The organism is Kitasatospora sp. NPDC004289, assembly GCF_053602875.1.
In genome coordinates this window covers 141,576-159,460 of the sequence record NZ_JBSGEL010000003.1, presented here as the reverse complement: position 1 = coordinate 159,460, position 17,885 = coordinate 141,576, and the positions used below count along the sequence as shown (strand labels likewise).

17 protein-coding genes are annotated in these 17,885 nt (G+C 74.2%); 7 read left to right on the top strand and 10 right to left on the bottom strand.

The annotated features are described in order from the left end of the window. The first annotated feature begins 53 nt into the window (after window positions 1-53). Window positions 54-638 (top strand): hypothetical protein, encoded by a 585-nt coding sequence (locus ACWEPF_RS03255; RefSeq protein ID WP_452171249.1) that lies wholly within the window; start codon window positions 54-56, stop codon window positions 636-638. 59 nt (window positions 639-697) lie between these two features. Here the strand turns inward: ACWEPF_RS03255 and ACWEPF_RS03250 are convergent, their stop codons facing one another. From ACWEPF_RS03250 to ACWEPF_RS03240, 3 genes are all read right to left on the bottom strand, one after another. Then, a complete protein-coding gene (locus ACWEPF_RS03250) occupies window positions 698-1,168 on the bottom strand; it encodes a hypothetical protein (RefSeq protein WP_452171188.1) in 471 nt (156 codons plus the stop codon). 261 nt (window positions 1,169-1,429) lie between these two features. Further along, the gene (locus ACWEPF_RS03245) at window positions 1,430-1,876 is read right to left on the bottom strand and encodes an N-acetyltransferase family protein (protein ID WP_452171187.1); all 447 of its coding nucleotides are present in this window, start codon (window positions 1,874-1,876) and stop codon (window positions 1,430-1,432) included. Between the two features lie 44 nt (window positions 1,877-1,920). After that, the gene (locus ACWEPF_RS03240; protein WP_452171186.1) at window positions 1,921-3,147 is read right to left on the bottom strand and encodes an MFS transporter; all 1,227 of its coding nucleotides are present in this window, start codon (window positions 3,145-3,147) and stop codon (window positions 1,921-1,923) included. 65 nt (window positions 3,148-3,212) lie between these two features. Between ACWEPF_RS03240 and ACWEPF_RS03235 the strand changes: the two genes are divergently transcribed. After that, window positions 3,213-3,584, top strand: coding sequence for a MerR family transcriptional regulator (locus ACWEPF_RS03235; RefSeq protein WP_452171185.1), 372 nt, complete (start codon window positions 3,213-3,215; stop codon window positions 3,582-3,584). Between the two features lie 22 nt (window positions 3,585-3,606). On the opposite strand, the gene ACWEPF_RS03230 is transcribed toward ACWEPF_RS03235, so the two are convergent. Next, a complete protein-coding gene (locus ACWEPF_RS03230; protein ID WP_452171184.1) occupies window positions 3,607-4,245 on the bottom strand; it encodes a TetR family transcriptional regulator in 639 nt (212 codons plus the stop codon). 138 nt (window positions 4,246-4,383) lie between these two features. Here ACWEPF_RS03230 and ACWEPF_RS03225 point away from each other — a divergent pair, with 138 nt between their 5' ends. Next, window positions 4,384-4,539: a hypothetical protein gene (locus ACWEPF_RS03225; protein WP_345287930.1), complete on the top strand. Its 156-nt coding sequence runs from the start codon at window positions 4,384-4,386 to the stop codon at window positions 4,537-4,539. Window positions 4,540-4,552: 13 nt separating this feature from the next. Beyond that, window positions 4,553-4,822: a DUF4190 domain-containing protein gene (locus tag ACWEPF_RS03220; protein WP_452171183.1), complete on the top strand. Its 270-nt coding sequence runs from the start codon at window positions 4,553-4,555 to the stop codon at window positions 4,820-4,822. Window positions 4,823-4,961: 139 nt separating this feature from the next. Here the strand turns inward: ACWEPF_RS03220 and ACWEPF_RS03215 are convergent, their stop codons facing one another. Both ACWEPF_RS03215 and ACWEPF_RS03210 read right to left on the bottom strand, forming a co-directional pair. Further along, complete coding sequence (locus tag ACWEPF_RS03215; RefSeq protein WP_452171182.1) at window positions 4,962-9,287, bottom strand: nSTAND1 domain-containing NTPase; 4,326 nt, start codon at window positions 9,285-9,287, stop codon at window positions 4,962-4,964. Window positions 9,288-9,297: 10 nt separating this feature from the next. Next, complete coding sequence (locus ACWEPF_RS03210; protein WP_452171181.1) at window positions 9,298-9,645, bottom strand: CU044_2847 family protein; 348 nt, start codon at window positions 9,643-9,645, stop codon at window positions 9,298-9,300. A gap of 156 nt (window positions 9,646-9,801) precedes the next feature. Here ACWEPF_RS03210 and ACWEPF_RS03205 point away from each other — a divergent pair, with 156 nt between their 5' ends. Beyond that, window positions 9,802-10,329, top strand: a complete 528-nt coding sequence (locus ACWEPF_RS03205) for a hypothetical protein (RefSeq protein ID WP_452171180.1) — start codon at window positions 9,802-9,804, stop codon at window positions 10,327-10,329. A 7-nt stretch (window positions 10,330-10,336) separates the two neighbouring features. Here the strand turns inward: ACWEPF_RS03205 and ACWEPF_RS03200 are convergent, their stop codons facing one another. Both ACWEPF_RS03200 and ACWEPF_RS03195 read right to left on the bottom strand, forming a co-directional pair. Continuing rightward, window positions 10,337-11,542: an RNA polymerase sigma factor gene (locus ACWEPF_RS03200; protein WP_452171248.1), complete on the bottom strand. Its 1,206-nt coding sequence runs from the start codon at window positions 11,540-11,542 to the stop codon at window positions 10,337-10,339. A gap of 159 nt (window positions 11,543-11,701) precedes the next feature. Beyond that, window positions 11,702-12,076, bottom strand: a complete 375-nt coding sequence (locus ACWEPF_RS03195; protein ID WP_345287939.1) for a YciI family protein — start codon at window positions 12,074-12,076, stop codon at window positions 11,702-11,704. Between the two features lie 239 nt (window positions 12,077-12,315). Between ACWEPF_RS03195 and ACWEPF_RS03190 the strand changes: the two genes are divergently transcribed. Further along, window positions 12,316-13,497 (top strand): PP2C family protein-serine/threonine phosphatase, encoded by a 1,182-nt coding sequence (locus ACWEPF_RS03190; protein WP_452171179.1) that lies wholly within the window; start codon window positions 12,316-12,318, stop codon window positions 13,495-13,497. Between the two features lie 19 nt (window positions 13,498-13,516). Here the strand turns inward: ACWEPF_RS03190 and ACWEPF_RS03185 are convergent, their stop codons facing one another. Next, complete coding sequence (locus tag ACWEPF_RS03185; RefSeq protein ID WP_452171178.1) at window positions 13,517-14,785, bottom strand: MFS transporter; 1,269 nt, start codon at window positions 14,783-14,785, stop codon at window positions 13,517-13,519. 301 nt (window positions 14,786-15,086) lie between these two features. Between ACWEPF_RS03185 and ACWEPF_RS03180 the strand changes: the two genes are divergently transcribed. Then, window positions 15,087-15,503, top strand: a complete 417-nt coding sequence (locus ACWEPF_RS03180) for a hypothetical protein (protein ID WP_380150241.1) — start codon at window positions 15,087-15,089, stop codon at window positions 15,501-15,503. A gap of 120 nt (window positions 15,504-15,623) precedes the next feature. Here ACWEPF_RS03180 and ACWEPF_RS03175 read toward each other — a convergent pair whose 3' ends face one another. Further along, window positions 15,624-17,669, bottom strand: a complete 2,046-nt coding sequence (locus ACWEPF_RS03175; RefSeq protein WP_452171247.1) for a glycosyl hydrolase family 18 protein — start codon at window positions 17,667-17,669, stop codon at window positions 15,624-15,626. Between the last annotated feature and the right edge of the window lie 216 nt (window positions 17,670-17,885).

Below are 17,885 nucleotides of genomic sequence, written 5' to 3'. Positions count from 1 at the left end.
AATGAGACCGTTCCCCGCACCCCGTTCCCCGCACGCCGCGCTGGAGGTCCACCCTGAAACGCACGCACCGCGGTCTGGCGCTGGCCCTGACGGCCCTGGCACTCCTCCCGCTGGCCCGGGCCGCCGCCGACCCGCTCCCCAGGATCTCCGTCACCCTGGACGACGGCCGCGACCGGGCCCGCCCCGGCGACCACCTGACCTGGACCGTCACCGTCCACAACCTCGGCCACACCCGACTGGACGGCCTGCGCGTCACCCAGCAGCTCCCCGCCGCCTCGGCGCCCGTGCCCTCGCTCTCGGGTGACGCGGCTCCGGCCGCCACCGTCACCGACGGCACCGCGGTCTGGGACGGCGTCACCCTGGAGCCGGACGCGACCAGGACCCTACGGATCTCGGCCGCCCTCGGTGACGACGCGTCAGCCCCCGCCCGCTCGGCCAGTACCGCCTGCGTCCACTCGACCGGCTCGGCGGCCCCGGTCGCCTGCGCGACCGACCTCGACCTGCTCGCGGCAGCGCCGCCGGCCGGGACCTGGTCGGTGCCGGCCGTCGCGGCCGCGGTCGGCGGGCTGGGCCTGGCCGCGTTCGTGCTGGTCCTCCGCCGGCGCCGGGCCGCGCTCCGGGTGGCGGAGAACCCGTGACCCCGTCAGGGCGCCCCTTGCCGGGAGCGGTGTCCTGACCCCTGCGGCCCGACGGTCCCTCAGGCCGTCTCGCCGCAGCTGCGGTCGCCCACCTCGCCGAGGTGGAGCCGGCCTTCGGACGTCGTGCCGTCGCGCCGTACCGACAAGGAGATGGTGCCCTTGGTGTAGTCCGGGAACCACACGGCGTACAGCGTCCGCTCGCCGTTCGCGAGGGAGCCGACCCGGCGGAGCTCCAGGGGTGCGCCGCCGCAGGCCGCGGACAGCACCTCGAGGTGGTCGCCGGCGAACAGGCGCCCCCAGCCGTCGCCGAAGAGGGTGTCCATGTCGGTCACCGCTCCGAGCGTGTTCACGGGCGGGTCCAGCGGCTTGGTCGCACAGCCCTGCTCCCCGATCGTCGAGTCGTACACCGTGGCCGTGCAGAACCGCTGGTCGGCGGTCTCCCAGGCGAAGGCGGCGCCGGTCGGCCACGCCCGGACCAGCAGGAGACCCTGCCCGCCCGGGGCGTTCGCGCCGCCGGCCTCCGACCGCACGACGACCGAACGCGCCCGGCCGACGACCGAGGCCAGGTCCGTGGGCGCGGGCGTGGGCGATTTCGCGGGCGCGGCCGCGGTCCCTACGGACGGGCTCGCCGAGGGGGTCGGCGCCGTTGTGGCCCCCGACCCCTCGGAACAGCCCGTCAGGAACGTGACCAGCAGGACTGCCGCGGTGCGGGCCGCGCGGATTCCGTAATGCATGTCTCCCCCTCTGACGTGCCCCGGGACCGGGGCGATCGAGCACTCCGCGGCCGGTGGTCAGGCCTGCGGCGGCAGCTCGATCTGGTAGCGGATGAAGCCGCGGTTCTCGGCCACCTTGTCGTAGAGCAGGCGGGCGGTGGCGTTGGACTCGTGAGTGTTCCAGTAGACCCGGCCGCAGCCCCGTTCCCGTGCCCACTCCGCCACCGCGTCGATCAACGCCCGGGCCACGCCCCGGCCGCGGACGTCCTCGGCGGTGAAGAGGTCCTGGAGGTAACAGACGTCCGGGCCCGACGTGTTGGCGTGGACCAGGAAGTGCGTGATGCCCACCAGTCGGCCGTCCAGCCGGGCCCCGAGGGCGTGCATCCGGGTGTCCGCCTGGAACTCCCGCCAGGACCGCTCGTACATCGCGTCCGGCTCGACCCGCCGGTAGAAGTCGATGTACGCGCGGAACAGGACCTCCCACGCCTCGCGGTCGTCCGGTCCGAGCCTGTCGATGGTGATCACGGTGTGCCTCACGGAGGTGGTGCGGATGCGGAGATGACTGTCTATCACCCCGCCTCGCCTTCTCCGACGGCCGGTCCGCTCCCGTGGGGGAAGCCGTGGGTCCGAGCGGCGAGGACCACCGCCGGCACCGGGGCCAGCAGGGCGAGGACGCTCCACGGCAGCGCCTCGGCGCCGAGCCGGTCCAGCAGCACGCCGCCGAGCACGCCTCCGCCGGCCATCGCCACGTTCCACAAGGTGACCAGCATCGCCTGGGCGGAATCGGCGCGCTGCCCACCGGCCCGGCCCGCCGCCGTCTGGAGCAGCGTCGGCACGCCGCCCCAGCCGAGCCCCCAGAGGGCGGCCGCCGCGTGGACCGCGAGGGTGCTCCCGGAGGCGGCGGCCAGCAGGGCGGCGCCGAGCGCGACCAGCAGGGTGCTCGCCACGGTGAGGCGGCGCAGCGCGCGGTGGACGTGCGCGCCGACGGCCCAGATGCCGAGCAGCGAGGCCGCGCCGAAGACCAGCAGCACGCCGTCGGTCCGGTCGCCGAGCCCGAGGTGGGTCAAGTAGGCGGCGACGTAGGCGTACAGGACGGTGTGGGCCAGCACGAAGACGAGGGTCACGGCGAGCACCGGCCGCACGCCGGGGACGGCCAGGGCGCCGGTGACCTTCCCGGTGCGCCGCGGCTCGCCGGGGAAGTCCGGTACGGCGGCGGCGATCCAGGCGATCACCAGGACGGCCAGCACGGTCATCGCGAGGAAGGCCGCGCTCCAGCCCGCCACCCGGCCGAGGAAGGTCCCGGCGGGCACCCCGAGCGAGAGGGCGAGCGGGATGCCGGTCATCACCACCGCGATGGCCCGGCCCCGGAGTTCGGGCGTCACCATGCGGCTCGCGTACCCGGCGAGCAGCGCCCAGGCCAGTCCGGCCGCGACCCCGGCGACGGCCCGGGCGGTCATCGTGAGGGCGTAGTCGGTGGACACCGCCGTGACGGTGTTGGCGGCGGCGAAGCCCGCCATGGCGGTGAGCAGCAGCCTGCGGCGCCGCCAGCCGGCGGTGGCGGCGGTGAGCGGAAGGGCGGTGAGTGCGGTGCCGACGGCGTAGACGGTGACCGACTGGCCCATGGCGGACTCGCTGACCGCCAGGTCGGCGCTCATCGCAGGCAGGACGCCGGCCGGGAGCGTCTCGGTGAGGCTGGTGACGAAGACGGCGGTGGCGAGCGCGAGCAGCGCGGCCATCGGCAATCCGCCCTGCCGGGAGGGGTTTCGGGTGGTGGTGACTGGCTGAGTGGTCGTCATGCCGATTATCGTCGAACCCTCACACCGGTGTGAGGGTCAAAGCGGGCTGGCGTGAGGTGGGTCACATGCGGATCGGCGAACTCTCGGAGCGCACCGACACCTCCCGGCGCCTGTTGCGCTACTACGAGGAGCAGGGCCTGATCCTCTCCACCCGCTCCGCCAACGGCTACCGTGAGTACGACCCGCGCTCGGTGGACCGGGTGCTCCAGGTCCGCGGGCTGCTGGACGCCGGGCTCCCGACCAGGATCATCAAGCAGATCCTGCCCTGCCTGGACCAGCCCAGGGTCATCCACTTCACCGACGCCACCCCGGAGATGCTCGCCGCGCTGGAGCTGGAGCGCGACAGGATGAGCCGGCGGATCGACTGCCTGACCCGCAACAGGGACGCCGTCTCCGAGTACCTGGAGACCGTTCGCCTCACCCGCGCGCGGACCTGACGGTCCGTCTGTCGCGTCTGCCCTACCGCCCCTCGGTGACCGGCCAGTGGCGGCGGCCGACGCTGATCAGCTGCAGCTGGCGGCGGGCGAGCAGGCCGATCCGCTCCTCCGCGTCGGGGCGGTCCTCGGGGGCGTCGAGGAGGGCGGCGGCGGTGGTCACCAGGTGCTCCACGTAGAGCTCGGCCAGCATCCGCAGGTCGTCCGCGTCCCAGCCCTCGGAGGCGGGCTGCGTCCCCAGCGCGGTGGCCACCTCGTCGGCGAAGCGGGCCAGTTCGGCGGCGATCGCCTCGCGGACGGGGCGGACGCCGCCGTGCCGCTCGCGGGCCAGGAACCGTACGTGGGCCCGGTGTTCGCGGACGTGGTCGGCCACCACCCGCACCGCTCGGTCGATCAGTTCGTCCGGGTCGTCGGGCCCCGCGAGGACGGCGAGCACCATCGTGTGCAGGCTCGCCAGTGACTCCTCGACCAGGGTCACGCCCAGGTCCGGGATGTCGCGGAAGTGCCGGTAGAACCCGGCCGGGGACATCCCCGCCTCGCGGGTGACCTCGCGGACGCCGAGGCTGCTGAGGTTCTGGGCCTCCAGCAGGTGCAGGCCGGCGTCGAGGAGGGCGCGGCGGGACTGCTGCTTCTGGGCCTGGCGGGGGCCGAGGGTGTGACTCACGTCATTCAGTAAACAACTGTTTGCCGACTTTGGGAAGCGTAGAGTGGCGATGTCGGCGAACACTTGTGAACCCAACTGTTCGCTGACTGCACGTCAGTCCTCCTGCCCGGACCCACAGCCGACCGAGAGGCCCGTCCCGTGTCCCTGCTCGCCATGCTCCTCGCCCTCGCGCTGCTCGGTGGCGCCGCCGTCCACACCTCCGGCCCGGTCTTCCTCGCCGCCGGCTCCGCCATCACCGTCTGGCTGCTGCTCTTCGCCGCCCGCGAACGCCTCGCCCGCACCCGCCGCCACTGACCAGGAGCACCTGATGACCACTCACGTCCGCACCGGCGCTGGCACCCGCGGAGATGCCGACGGCATGGCCGTCGCCTCCTTCGTGCTCGGCCTGCTCGGCCTGCTGTTCTTCAACCTGGTCCTCGGCCCCGTCGCCCTGGTGCTGGCCGGACTCGCGCTGGCCCGCGGCACCTCCCGCCCGGCCCGCGCCCTCCTCGGCCTCACCCTCGGCCTCGCCGACCTGGCCGTCCTCGCCCTCACCCTGCACGCGGGCCACGGCACCATCTGGAGCCTGGGCGGCTGACCATCCGGGCCGACCACCCGAGGGGGTGGGGTGGACGGCCCGGGGGGATGATGTTGCCCGAGTTCCCAGGGCCCGTCATCCACCCGGGAGTTGACGCCGCCCGGCCCACCTCAACCCGGGGGTGTACGCCGCAGGGGCGTCAGGACGGCACGGTCCACGGCGCCGTCCCGGCCTCGCGCGCGGCGGTGGCCTCGGGGCAGAGCGGCCGGGGCGTCTCGCCGGGCAGGTAGGTCGACCACTCGTAGTCCGAGAGCTCGCGGTTGACGGCCGAGCAGATGTGACGGGCCGCCGCTTCCGGGGCGGCGTACAGGGTGCTCCACAAGCGCACCGCCCCGTCGGTGGTGCCGGTGGCCAGGACTTGGCCGTCCGGCCGGAAGCCGAGGGCGGTGACCTGTCCGACGAGGCCGGTGAGGGTGGCACGCGCGGTACCGGCGGAGGTGTCCCAGAGGCGAACGGTGCGGTCGGTCCCGCCGGTGGCCAGGGTCTCTCCGTCCGGGCTGAAGGCGAGCACGAAGACACCGCCGGTGTGCCCGGTGAAGCCGACGCGCCGGGTACCGTCCGCCACGTTCCACAGCCCGACCGTGGGGCCCGTCCCGCCGGCGGCCAGGAGGGTGCCGTCCGGGCTGAACGCCAGGGCCATGACGTTGGCGGCGCGCTCGGCGAGCGTCGCGCGGAGTCGCCCCGTGAACGCGTCCCACAGTTGGACCGGACCGGCTCCGGTGCCGGTGGCGAGGGTCCGGCCGTCCGGGCTGAAGGCGAAGGCGAGGACGTTGCTGCCGATCACCGGCGGCAGGATCTGTCCGGTGGACACGTCCCAGAGCCGTACTGATCCGCCGACGGTACTCGCGAGGAATCGTCCGTCAGGGCTGAACGCGGTCCGTGAAGGTGACACTCCGTCGGGGTAGGTGAGGGGGAGGGCGGAACCGGAGGTAAGGTCCCGGAGGAAGAACGACTCGGTGTCGTACATCGCTGCGGTACGGCCGTCCGGACCGACCGCGACGACGTAGGTGTTCGGATCGTCGACGAAGGCGGCGCGCGGGTCGAGGTCAGTGACGGCCCACAGGTCGGTCCGTCCTTCGCCGCTGGTGGCCACGGTCCGTCCATCGGAGCCGACCACCGCCGAGGTCAGTCGCTCCGGGCGGGCCAGGATGCTGCCGTCCGTGGCGTCCCACAGCCGTAGGATCCGGCCGCCGGGTCCGCCGCCCCAGGGGAACCAGGACTGCCGGGCGTTGCCGATGATCGCGAGCGTCCGCCCACCGGCGCCGTAGGTGACCGAGTCGACGGGCGTGTCGAGCGTGGTGACGACGCCGTGGGTGGAGCTCGCGCCGGTGCTCCACAGTCGCACCGTCCGGTCCTCGCCGCCGCTGGCCAGCGTCTGCCCGTCCGGGCTGAACGCGAGCGAGGCGACGGAACCCCTGTGACCGGTCAGAACGGTCCGCGGGGTGCCGGCGTCGGACGCCCACAGCCAGACCTTCCCGTCGCTGTTGCCACCCGCCAGCGTCCGCCCGTCCGGGCTGAAGGCCAGGCTGTGCAGCCGGCCGGGACGCGAGCCGGCGAGCTCGGCGCGCACGGTCCAGGATGCCGTGTCCCACAGGGCGACCGAGTCGTCGTGGATGCTGGTGGCCAGGGTCCGCCCGTCCAGGCTGAAGGCCAGTGCTGCGGACCCGTCGCTCTGTAGGTCGCGGCGGAACGAGCGGGAGGGCACGTCCCACAGGTGGACCGTCAACCCGTCACCCGAGACCGCCAGGGTCGTCCCGTCCGGGCTGAACGCCAGTCCGTCCACGCTGTGTGTCTGAACCGCCAGCCTCGCCCGGAGCGAAGCGGTGGCCACCTCGAACAGCTGGACGGCGCCGAGGAACGTGCCGGCGGCCAGGATCGAACCGTCGGGACTGAAGGCGAGCGACCGGACGTGGTCGCCGGGGACCGCCAGTACCGCCAGCGACGTCCCGCTGGCCGCATCCCACAGCCGAGCCGCTCCGGCTCGGTCGGCGGTGGCCAGCAGGCGTCCGTCCGGGCTGAACGCCAGGTCGTCCACCTCGTCGGTGGGGAGCCGGGCCCCGGGGGCGCCCGATCTGGTGTCCCAGAGCTGGAGGTGTCCGACGGTCGAGCTGCGTTCGGGGCCGATGCCGATTCCGGTCGCGAGGGTGTTCCCGTCCGGGCTGTAGGCGAGGGCGCTCACGGTTCCGAGCGGCAGGTCGATGCGCTGGTGCAGCGGCTGGGCGGCAGCGGCGTTGAGGGCCTCGGCGGCCTCGCGGGTGGGGTCGGTCCGGTGGGCGGCGACGGCCAGCAGGACGGCGAGGTCGGGATCGTTGGTGCTCAAGGTGCCGGACATGTTGGCGAGTTGACGGGACAGGGCGGTGTGCTGGGCCTGGACGGCGGCGCGCTGCTGTTTCCAGGCCATGCCGGAGGCCGTCAGTGCGAGAACCAGCAGGACGGCCAGGCCCGCGGCCAGGGCCCGGGTGCGGCGCAGCGCGCGCCGCTGCCGTCGGAGCCCGCTCAGCAGGAATTCCTCCAGCTCGGTGGGCAGTCGGCGTCGGCGGATCGTCTCCAGGCCCTGGGCGAGCAGCGATCCGGTCGGCAGGTCCTGTGGCTGTGGGTGCGCCAGCCAACGTCGGTGTTGGGATCGGAGGCGGTGGAGCCAGTCGTGGAATCGGGCGTCCTGGTCGATCCAGTCGCGGAGTTGGGCCCAGTCCCGGATGAGGGCGTCGTGGATGAGTTCGGCCACCGGCTCGTCGCTGTCCAGGTCGGCGGTCCCCGGGGGTGCGGTGCCGCGGTGGGTGGTGACGATCCGTCGGGCGGTGAGGACGGTCAGGACCCGGTCCACTGTGCCGGAGTCCTCGGATCCGGCCGCCAGGTCGCGGAGTTGGCCGAGCGGGAGCTGCTGTCGGGAGGCGGGCAGGTCGAGGGCCGGGTCGGCCGGGCGGACCAGGGCGGTGAGCAGCCGTCGGGCCACCTCCCGCCCGGGGGTGTCGAGTTCGGCGAGGGCGCTCTCGCACCAGTCGGCCAGGGCGCCGGTGATGCCGCCCAGGGCCTGGTAGGCGGCGTGGGTGAGCCGCCCGTCGTGCTGCGCGCGGCTCTCCCACAGCAGGCTCAGGGTGACCTCCAGCAGGGGGAGGACCGTCGCCGGAGCGCGGTCCGGGCCGGGGCCGGGGGAGGCGGTCAGGACGTCGGCGACGATCCGGTCGGCCAGGCCCGGTTCGAAGGGGGCCCGCAGGTCGGCGGCGGGGCCGGTGACGATGGCGGTGAGCACGGCGCGGGTCAGGGCGGCCGGGACGTTGAGCAGGGACGGAAGGAGGAGGTCCAGCAGCTCCGGGGCGGTCGAGGAGAGCCGCGAGTAGAAGTCGTCGCGCATCACCAGGAGCAGACCCAGCGGGGCGGTGGACCCGACCGCGGCGGTCAGCAGGTCCAGGGCCCTAGGGTCCGAGGAGCTCTCCGGCCCGGTGAGGAGCTCCTCGAACTGGTCGACGACGAGCAGGACGCGGTCGTGCTCCGCGTCCGTGTCCAGCAGCCGGGCGACGGCGGCGTCCCAACCCTGCGCGCCGACGTCCGTCAGGCCCGCCGCCGCCATGGCCGCGTCCAGGTCCAGGCCCGGCCGGACCACCACGGGGAGCCAACGGCTGCTCCCCGGCAGCCGTCCCGCCGCCAGGGCGGGGAGTACGCCGGCCCCCACCAGCGAGGACTTGCCCGCACCGGAGGGCCCCAGCAGCAGCGTGGCCCGCCGCCGCCCGGCCAGGCCGGCGAGCACCCGCTCCACCGCCTCCTCGCGCCCCCGGAACCAGCGGGCGTGCTCGGCGGTGAACGACTCCAGGGCCCGGTAGGGCGAGAACGCGTGCTCGGTCAACTCGTGCCAGGCATCGCGTAGTTCGGAGGTCGGGGTGGCGTAGGCGATCTCGGTGCCGCGACCGTGTTCGTCGGGCGGGGCGATGGCGGAGACCATGCCGACCACCAGGCCGGTCAGTTCGTCCAGCAGCGGGCCGCCGCTGAAGCCGGTGGTCAGGTCGTTGGCGTCGGTCAGCTGGAGCAGGGCGCCGCTCCGGTCGGCGGCCGGGAGCACGTGGCCCGCGACCGCGTAGCCGAAGTGCCCGGCGGGGGGCGCCTGTTGGGGGAAGCCGAGTGCGTGCAGCCGGTGCTCGCGCACCCCGACCGCCGACCCGAGGGCGAGCGGTGCGGTGCCGGGTACCGGGTCGGTGAGCCGCAGGACGGCGATGTCCTGCTCGTCGGGTGCGCGCCAGGAGCCGGGCAGGACCAGGCCCGTGCCCTCCGGCCCGCCGGGCGCGCGGGGGAAGACGAGGGGGACCAGGTCGCCCGGCCCGTGGCCGCCGTCCGCCAGGACGTGGGCGCAGGTCAGCAGCAGGTCCTCGGCCACCAGGAAACCGGAGCCCGCCACTTCCCCGGCCCGGCCGAGGACTTGGGCGACCGCCAGGGCCAGGGAAGGTCCGGGGCCGTCCGGATCCGAGGCGGGCACGTTCACCGCCTCAGGGAGCCGTGGCGCCGCCCGCAGTGGCGGGGTCCTCGTCCTTGCTCCAGGTCATCCGGACCGTCAGGTGGCAGTTGGCGGCGGTCTTGGAGATCACCACGCCCGCCTCGGTGGAGAGGTCCACGCCGAACTCGACCTCCACCTCGCTGGGGCCCGCCTCGCGCAGGTGCGTCAGCACGGTGCGGGCCATGCCGGTGACCGGGCCCAGGGCGGCGGAGAGAGTGGTGGGCAGTTCCCGGATGGAGTCGCCGATCCGTGAGGCCTTCACCGGGCCGACGGCGGTGTCCGCCGCCTCCACCAGGATCGAGCCGCCCCCGTCCAGAGCGATTCTGGCCAGCTGTGCCATTCCACACCCCTCCCCGGCCGCGGCCACCCGGCCACGGCGTCAACACCCTATCCAGGCACGGCTGCTGACGGACGGTGAATCACCGCATCCACCTGCGCGCCCGCGCGGGCCGGGAAGCCCGTTGCATCATGATCCACTTTGGTGAGAGCCTGCGCCGTGCGAAAGAACCAGCTCGGCCCGCTCATCGGCGCCGTCTTCGGCCTCGTCTTCGTCCTGGCCAACACCGGGCCCCTCCCCGCAGGCGTCGGCATACCGATCCGCGTCCTCGCGGTCCTCGCCTTCCTGCGGCTCTTCACCCTCCTGCGCCGCCGCTCCGCGCCCTCCGCCCCGCCCGCGACCTTCGGCCGGGGCTACCGCCTCGTGGTGGCCGCCGAGGTGGGCGTCGGCGCGGCCGGACTCTTCGTCATCTCCCGTGTTCTGCACCACCCGCAGGCCGCCGTCGGCTGGATCGCCCTCGTCGTCGGCCTGCACTTCTTCGGGCTCGCCGCCGTCTGGCGGATGTCCGCCGTCAACGCCCTCGCGGCGGTCCTGTCCGTCTGCGGTGGCGTCGGGATCGCGCTCGCCTGGGCGGGCGCCCCGCAGGCCGCCGTCGCCACGGCGGCGGGCATCGCCCCGGGTGCCGCCCTGCTCAGCGCCGTCGCGTGGACCCTGCGCGGCAAGGCCACCGCGCCGGCCGGGGCCTGACGGCCGGTCAGCCGCCGAGCCCGGCCGCGCGGGCGAGGAGGAGCTCGCGTTCGCGGTCGTTGCCGGCCAGGGCGGCGGCGCGTTCGAACTCGGCGCGGGCCTCGGCCGGGCGGTCCAGGCGGGCGAGGAGGTCGCCGCGGACGCTGGGGAGCAGGTGGTAGCTGCGCAGGGCGGGCTCCGCCGCGAGGGCGTCGACCAGGGTGAGGGCCTCGGCGGGGCCGCGGGCGTAGGAGAGGGCGACGGCGCGGTTGAGGCGGACCACGGGGGAGGGGTTGAGGGTTTCCAGACGGGTGTAGAGGCCGGTGATGGTGGCCCAGTCGGTGTCGGCCCAGCGCGGGGCCAGCACGTGGCAGGCGGCGATGGCGGCCTGCAGGGTGTACGGGCCGGCGTCGGGGCGGGTGACGCCCGCGCGGGCGAGGGCCTCGGTGCCGCGCCGGATCAGCAGGCGGTCGAAGCGGCCGCGGTTCTGGTCGGCCAGCAGCACCGGGGCGCCGTCCGGCCCGGTGCGGGCGGGGAGGCGGGCGGCCTGGAGTTCCGTCAGGGCGGCCAGGCCGTGCACCTCCGGCTCCTGCGGCATCAGCGCGGCCAGCACCCGGGCCAGCCGCATCGCCTCCTCGCAGAGCGCCGGACGGAGCAGGTCCTCCCCGGCGGTGGCGGCGTAGCCCTCGTTGAAGACCAGGTAGATGACCTCCAGCACCGAGGCCAGCCGTCCGGCCCGGTCCGCACCGCCCGGCACCTCGAACGGCACCCCGGCTGCGGCGATGCTGCGCTTGGCCCGGACGATCCGCTGGGCGATCGTCGGTTCGGGCACCAGGAACGCCCGGGCGATCTCCGCCGTGGTCAGACCGCCGACCAGACGCAGCGTCAGAGCGGCGCGGGCGTCGGCGGAGAGGACGGGGTGGCAGGCGGTGAAGACCAGCCGCAGCAGGTCGTCGTCGATGTCGTCCTGCTCGGCGGGGTCGGGCGGCGGCGGTACGTCCTCCAGACTGCGGCCGACCTCGGCCAACTTGCGGGCGTACACCTCGCGGCGCCGGACCAGGTCGACCGCCCGGTTGCGGGCGACGGCGGTCAGCCAGGCACCCGGACGGTCCGGCACGCCGGCCTCGGGCCACTGCTCCAGCGCCGCCACCACGGCGTCCTGGGCCAGTTCCTCGGCGATGCCGACGTCCCGCACCACCCGGGCGACGGTGGCGATGATCCGTGCTGACTCCATCCTGAAGGCGGTCGCGGCTGCCGCCGCCACGTCCTGCCGCCCGGCTGCCCCGCTCCGCTCCGTCACGTCCGTCACGGGCACCCATCAGAGCAGCCGTGCGGGGGCGGGGCAAAGCGGCGCGCCCCGGGCCGGTCGTGGGGCGCGCCGCGTGACGAGGGGTCAGGCCCCCGGCGGGGTCGGCATCTCGTCGATCTCGCGGACCTCGGCGCCGACCTCCCAGCTCTCCGGGTGGAGGGAGAGGAAGCGGCGGGTCCACTCCACCGCCTCCGCCTTGTCCCGGCACTGGAAGACGATGTAGCCGCCGACCACCTCCCGGGTCTCGGTGAACGGCCCGTCGGTCAGGCTCAGCCGCCCGCCCGACCAGGCGAGCCGGGTGCCCTCCGAGGTCGGCTTGAGGCCGTTGGTGTCCAGCATCGCCCCGGCCTTGGCGATCTCCTCGAAGAGGGCGCCCATCCGCTGCTCGAAACCGGGGTCGGGCTCGAAGCCCGCAGCCTTCTCCTCGTCGATGCGGATCAGCGTCATGTAGCGGGGCATGGTGTGCTCCTCGGGTCCTCGGTGCGGCGGGGCCGTTCCCCGCCTCTCACCCCTGCGTCGAACGGGGGCGCGGTGGATCGACACGTCCGGGGAAGATTTTTTCGGAGGGATGCCGAGACCGCCCCCGGGCGGGGCCGGTCGGGCGCGGGGCGTGCGCCGAAGGGGGCACCGCACGGTCCGTCAGGCATGGCCGGGCGGGCGGTGGGAGATGGTGGGGAGGTGACGGCACCGGACAGCAGGTGACGACCCGGCGCGCCCGGATGGCCCGACGGTGGCTCCGCACGCCCGCCACCGGGGCCGAGGAGCTCCTGGAGGACGAGAACTCCTGGCGGGCCAGGCTCTGGCGCACCGGCCTGCCGCTCGGGGTGATGGCCCTGGTCACCGTGGTCGACCTGGCCACCGGACCCGGCACGATTTTCTACCCCTTCCTGGTGCTCGGCCCCGCGCTGGCCGCCGTCCGCGGCCGCCCGCGCGAGGTGGTGGTGATCGGGCTGGTGGCCCTCCCGCTGCGCTACCTGCTCGGCACCTACGACACGCTCCCCGATCCGACGGACCGGTTCTTCCAGATCAACACCGTGGTCTTCCTGGTCGCCATCGCGCTGAGCACCAACGTGGCCCGCGTCCGGCAGCGCCGGGAGAGGCACCTGCGCTCGGTCACCCGGGTCGCGGTGGCCGCCCAGCAGGCCATCCTGCTGCCCGCCCCGGAGCGCCTCGGCGGAGTGCGGACGGCCGTGCGGTACTTCGCCCTGGACGACAACGCCGACGTCGGCGGCGACCTCTACTCGGCGGTCGAGACGCCGTACGGGGTGCGGGTGCTGATCGGCGACGTCCAGGGCAAGGGCCTCGGTGCGGTACGGACGGCGGCGGTGGCGCTCGGGGCGTTCCGTCAGGTCGCCCGCACCGAGCCCGAGTTGGACCGGGTCGGCCGGCTGGTCGAGTCCGCCGTCGAACTGGACGGCGACCCGGACCGTTTCGTCACCGCCCTGTTCGTCGAGTTCGGCCCCGACCGGCTCCGGCTGCTCCACCGCGGCCACGAGGCCCCGGTCCTGGTCCACCCCGACGGCACCCTCCGCGCCGTGGAACCACCCGAGCCGGGCCTTCCGCTCGGCCTCGGCACCCTGACGCCCGGGGACCCCGCGCCGCCCTGGCACCTCCCCTTCGGCCCCGGCGACCTCCTGGTCCTCACCACCGACGGCGTCACCGACAACCGCGACGAGGACGGCCACCCCTACCCCCTGCTCGACCGCCTCCCGCTCCTGCTGCCCGACCACCCCGGCCCGCCCGACCCCACCACCACGGTCGCCGCCCTGGCGACCGACCTCCTCCGCCACGTCGGCCGCGGCCGCTTCACCGACGACGCGCTGATGCTCGCGCTGGCCCGGGACGGGGACTCCGGCGTCCTTCCGGCACCTTCCGGGTGAACCGCCGGCAGGTGTGCGCTCAGACCTCGGCGCCCCGGCGGGCCTCCTCGCCGGTGCCGGTCGGCCCGGGCTCGGTCGGCCAAGGCTCGGTCGGCGTCGCCTCGGCCGCCACCGCCCGCCGGGTGAGGGCGCGGGCGCAGAGCAGGGCGCAGAGGGCGATCACGGCGGCGGTGGTGGCGAAGACCGTGGTCGGGCCCGTGCGGTCGAGCAGGGTGCCGCCGAGGGCGGAGCCGGCGGCGGCACCGAGGTTGAAGGCGGTGTTGATCCAGGCACCGGCCTCGGTGCGGGAGCCGTCGGGGACGAGGCGGTCGACGAGCTGGTAGGAGGTGATCAGCAGGACGTCGGTGCAGGCTCCGGCGAGGAGGAGGGCCAGGCCGGCGGTGGGGGTGGTGTGGAGCAGGACGGGCAGGGCGTAGGCGGCCGAGGCCCCGGCGGCGAGCAGGACCGGACGGTGCGTCAGCGGGCCGGGCCAGCGGCGGCGTCCGTAGACCAGGCCGCCGAGCACGCCGCCGACCGAGAAGAGGGTGCCGAGGACGCCGGTGGCGACCGTGCCCCAGGCGGCGAGGACACCCAGCTCGAAGAGGGACAGGCCCGAGGCGGTGGCCAGCACGACCAGCAGCAGCGGCAGGAAGCCCGGGCGGCGGAGCGGGGTGGTGGAGCCGCCGGTCGACGGACCGGAGGACCGCAGCGGCGTGCCGCGCAGGGCCCGGGCCAGCAGGCCGAAACCGGCCAGCACCAGGACGGTGCCCAGCAGCAGCACGACGGGCGGCGTGACGGCGGCGGCCAGCAGGGCGCCGAGGACCGGGCCGAGGGCGAAGACGGTGGACTCGGCGGCCGTGTCCAGGCTGAGCGCGGCCTGCTGCTGCGCCTCGCCGCGGGCCAACCGGCCCCAGAGCGTGCGCATCAGCGGTCCGACCGGCGGCGGACAGGTGCCGGCCAGGATGGCCAGGCCCAGGGTGAGCGGTACCGGGCCGCCGACCGCGCAGCTGACGCCGACCGCGGTGAGCAGGGCGGCGTAGCAGAGCGCGAACGCCGTCAGGGTGCGCGGATGACGCTCCACCAGACGGGCCCGGTACGGGCCGAGCAGCGCGGTGGCCAGGCCGGAGGCGGCGGCGGTGGCACCGGCCGAGGTGTAGGAGTGGGTGGCCTGTTGGAGGGCGAGCAGCAGCGGCAGCGGCAGCAGGCCGTAACAGGCCCGGGCCAGCATCGCGGCGGTGAACAGTCGGCGGGCATGGGGCAGTGCGAGGACGGCGCGGAAGGTCGCGTCGCCCCGAGAGGGGCCGGACATGGAAAGACGTCTCCAGACGGGACGGCGCAGCACGTCGGGCTGCGCGCGGGCATGACGGATCGACGGGCCGCCGGGCCCCGTGGCACGGGGAAGCGGGCGGCGGGTGCCGGATCTGTCAGTGCGGATCGGAGACGTACATGGAGCGGGACAGTAGCGATCTTCGGGGCGGCGGGCAACCCCTTCGCCGGAGGCGGAGCGCGTCCTGCCACTTCGCGCGGCGCCCCTGCCCCGGCGGCGGTCCCGTCAGTAGAGTGCGCGCCACCAGCTCCACCCACAGCCGACCGGGGGAAGAAGAATGTCGATGTCCGCAGGAAGACGCCCGCTGGGGGCCCTCGTCGCGGCCGTGGCCGTGCTCGGGACCTCCCTGGTGCTGGCCGCGCCCGCCGAGGCCGCCGGCGGCGGGTGCTACACCCCGCCCACCAACTCCTACGGCTGGAACGTGGGGGTGTGCAGCTCCGACAACGGGGTGACCGTCTCGGGCGACGTCTACGTCAACCAGCGCGGCAGCCTGGGCAGTTCCTGCCGGGTGTCGTACGGCCTCTACGACGAGACCGACCAGAAGTACGTGGCGCTGAGCGACAAGTACCAGGCCTGCTACACCGGCCGCCACCCGGCGATCCACGCCACCAAGGTGCCGGGCCACAACTACCGCAACTACGCCGGGGTCGTGGTGGACAACCGGACGGTGTACTACCAGTCCAGCTACGTGACGTGGTGAGCCGGTGAGCCGGTGAGCCGGTGAGTCGCTGACCGGAACCGCCCGGACCCCGCTGGGGCCCGGGCGGTCGTCGGCCGGTGTCAGCCGGTGTGACCTGGCGTCAGCCGGCGTCGGCGGCCGTCACTGGAGACCGGTGTGGACGGCGTTGGCGAGTTCGCCGGTGGCGGTGTCGCCGCTGAACTCCCAGTAGAAGGCGCCGCGCAGGCCCTGCTGCTTCACCCAGGCCATCTTGGAGTTGATGGTGGCGGGGGTGTCGTAGCTCCACCAGTTGGTGCCGCAGTGGGCGTAGGCGGTGCCGGCGACCGTGCCGGTGGCGGGGCAGGTGTTCTTGAGGACCTTGTAGTCCTCGATGCCCTGCTCGTAGGTGCCGGTGGCGGGGCCGGTGGCGGTGCCGCCCGGGGCGGACTGGGTGACGCCGGTCCAGCCGCGGCCGTAGAAGCCGATGCCGAGGTTGAGCTTGGAGCCGGCGATGCCCTTGCCCTTCAGCTTGGTGATCGCCGCCTCGGAGTTGAAGCCGGCGATCGGGATGCCGGCGTACGAGGTGAGCGGGGAGTGCGGGGCGGTCGGGCCCTTGGCGTCCCACGCGCCGAAGAAGTCGTACGTCATGACGTTGTAGAAGTCGACGTACTGGGCCGCGCCGGCGTAGTCGGCCTGGTCGAGCTTGCCCCCGTTGCCGCCGTCGGCGGAGATGGCGGCGGTGACCAGGTTCGAGGAGCCGAAGCGGGCGCGCAGGGCCTGCATGAGGGTGCGGTAGGCGGCGGAGCCGCTGGTGTCGCAGGACAGGCCGCAGGCGTTGGGGTACTCCCAGTCGATGTCGATGCCGTCGAAGACGTCGGCCCACCGGGGGTCCTCGACCAGGCTGTAGCAGGAGTTGGCGAAGGCCGTCGGGTTGGCCGCGGCCTGGCCGAAGCCGCCGGACCAGGTCCAACCGCCGAAGGACCAGAGCACCTTGAGGTTCGGGTACTGCTTCTTCAGCTTGCGCAGCTGGTTGAAGCTGCCGCGCAGGGCGCCGGTGTCCCAGGTGTCGGCGACGCCGTCGACGCTCTGGTCGGCGGTGTAGGCGCGGTCGTAGTCGGCGTAGGCGTCCCCGATGGTGCACTGGCCGTTGGTGACGTTGCCGAAGGCGTAGTTGATGTGGGTGATCTTCGCGGCGGTGCCGGAGGTGACCAGGTTCTTCACCTGGTAGTTGCGCCCGTAGGTGCCCCAGTCGGTGAAGTAGCCGAGCTTGACCGGGCCGCCCGGGTCGACCACGCCACCCGTGGTGGTCACCGAGACGGCGCCGGAGGCGGGGCCGGTCTGGTCCGCGGTGTCGCGGGCGACGACGGTGTAGGTGTAGGTGGTGCCCTTGGTGAGGCCGGAGTCGGTGTAGCTGGTGCCGGTGACGGTGGCGACCTTGGCGCCGCCCCGGAGGACGTCGTAGTTCTTGACGCCCTTGTCGTCGGTCGCCGCGGCCCAAGTGAGCGTCAGCGAGGTGTCGTTGACACCGCCGGCGACCGGGGTGCCCGGGGCGCCGGGCGGGTTGTCGGTGGGATCGGTGGTGCCGTTGGTCGTGGTCACCGAGACGGCGCCGGAGGCGGGGCCGGTCTGGTCGGCGGTGTCGCGGGCGACGACGGTGTAGGTGTAGGTGGTGTTCTTGGTGAGACCGGAGTCGGTGTAGCCGGTGCCGGTGACGGTGGCGACCTTGGCGCCGCCCCGGTAGACGTCGTAGTTCTTGACGCCGTTGTCGTCGGTGGCCGGGGCCCAGCTGAGGGTGAGGCCGGTGTCGGCGACGTTGCCCGCGGTCGGGGTGCCGGGGGCGCCGGGCGGGTTGTCGGTGGGCGTGGTGCCGCCGTCGCAGCTGCCGCCGTTGAGCTTGCAGCCGCTGGGAGCGCCGGGGCCGGTGCCGATGAAGCCGAAGCTGACGCTGGCGCCCGGGGCGAGGGTGCCGTTCCACCCCTTGTTCCTGCCCGTCCAGTGGGTGCCCGCGCTGGTCACCTCCGCGTCCCAGGACGAGCTGAGGGCGGTGCCGGCCGGGTAGTCCCACTCGACCGTCCAGCTGCTGAGCGTGGTGGAACCGGTGTTGCTGATCGTCCACTTGCCCTCGAAACCGGTGCCCCAGTCCGAGGTCTTGGTGTACGTCGCGGTCGCCGAGCCGGCCGCCTGGGCCGGGGCGGCCTGGGCGACGATGCCGGTGACCGGCAGGGCGAGCGCCGCGAGGATCGCGGCGGCCCGCCGGAGGCGGGATCTTCCGGTGTGGGGGAGTGCTGTGCTCAAGGAGTGCTCCTCCGTCAGTCCGTGGCAGCCCGTAGGGGAGGCTGCCGGAAGGGGACGCACCTGTGCCGTCTGTGAGCCAGCCGGTCGGGGGCAACCGCTCACCACAGTCGTCACCGGGAGGTTAGAAAG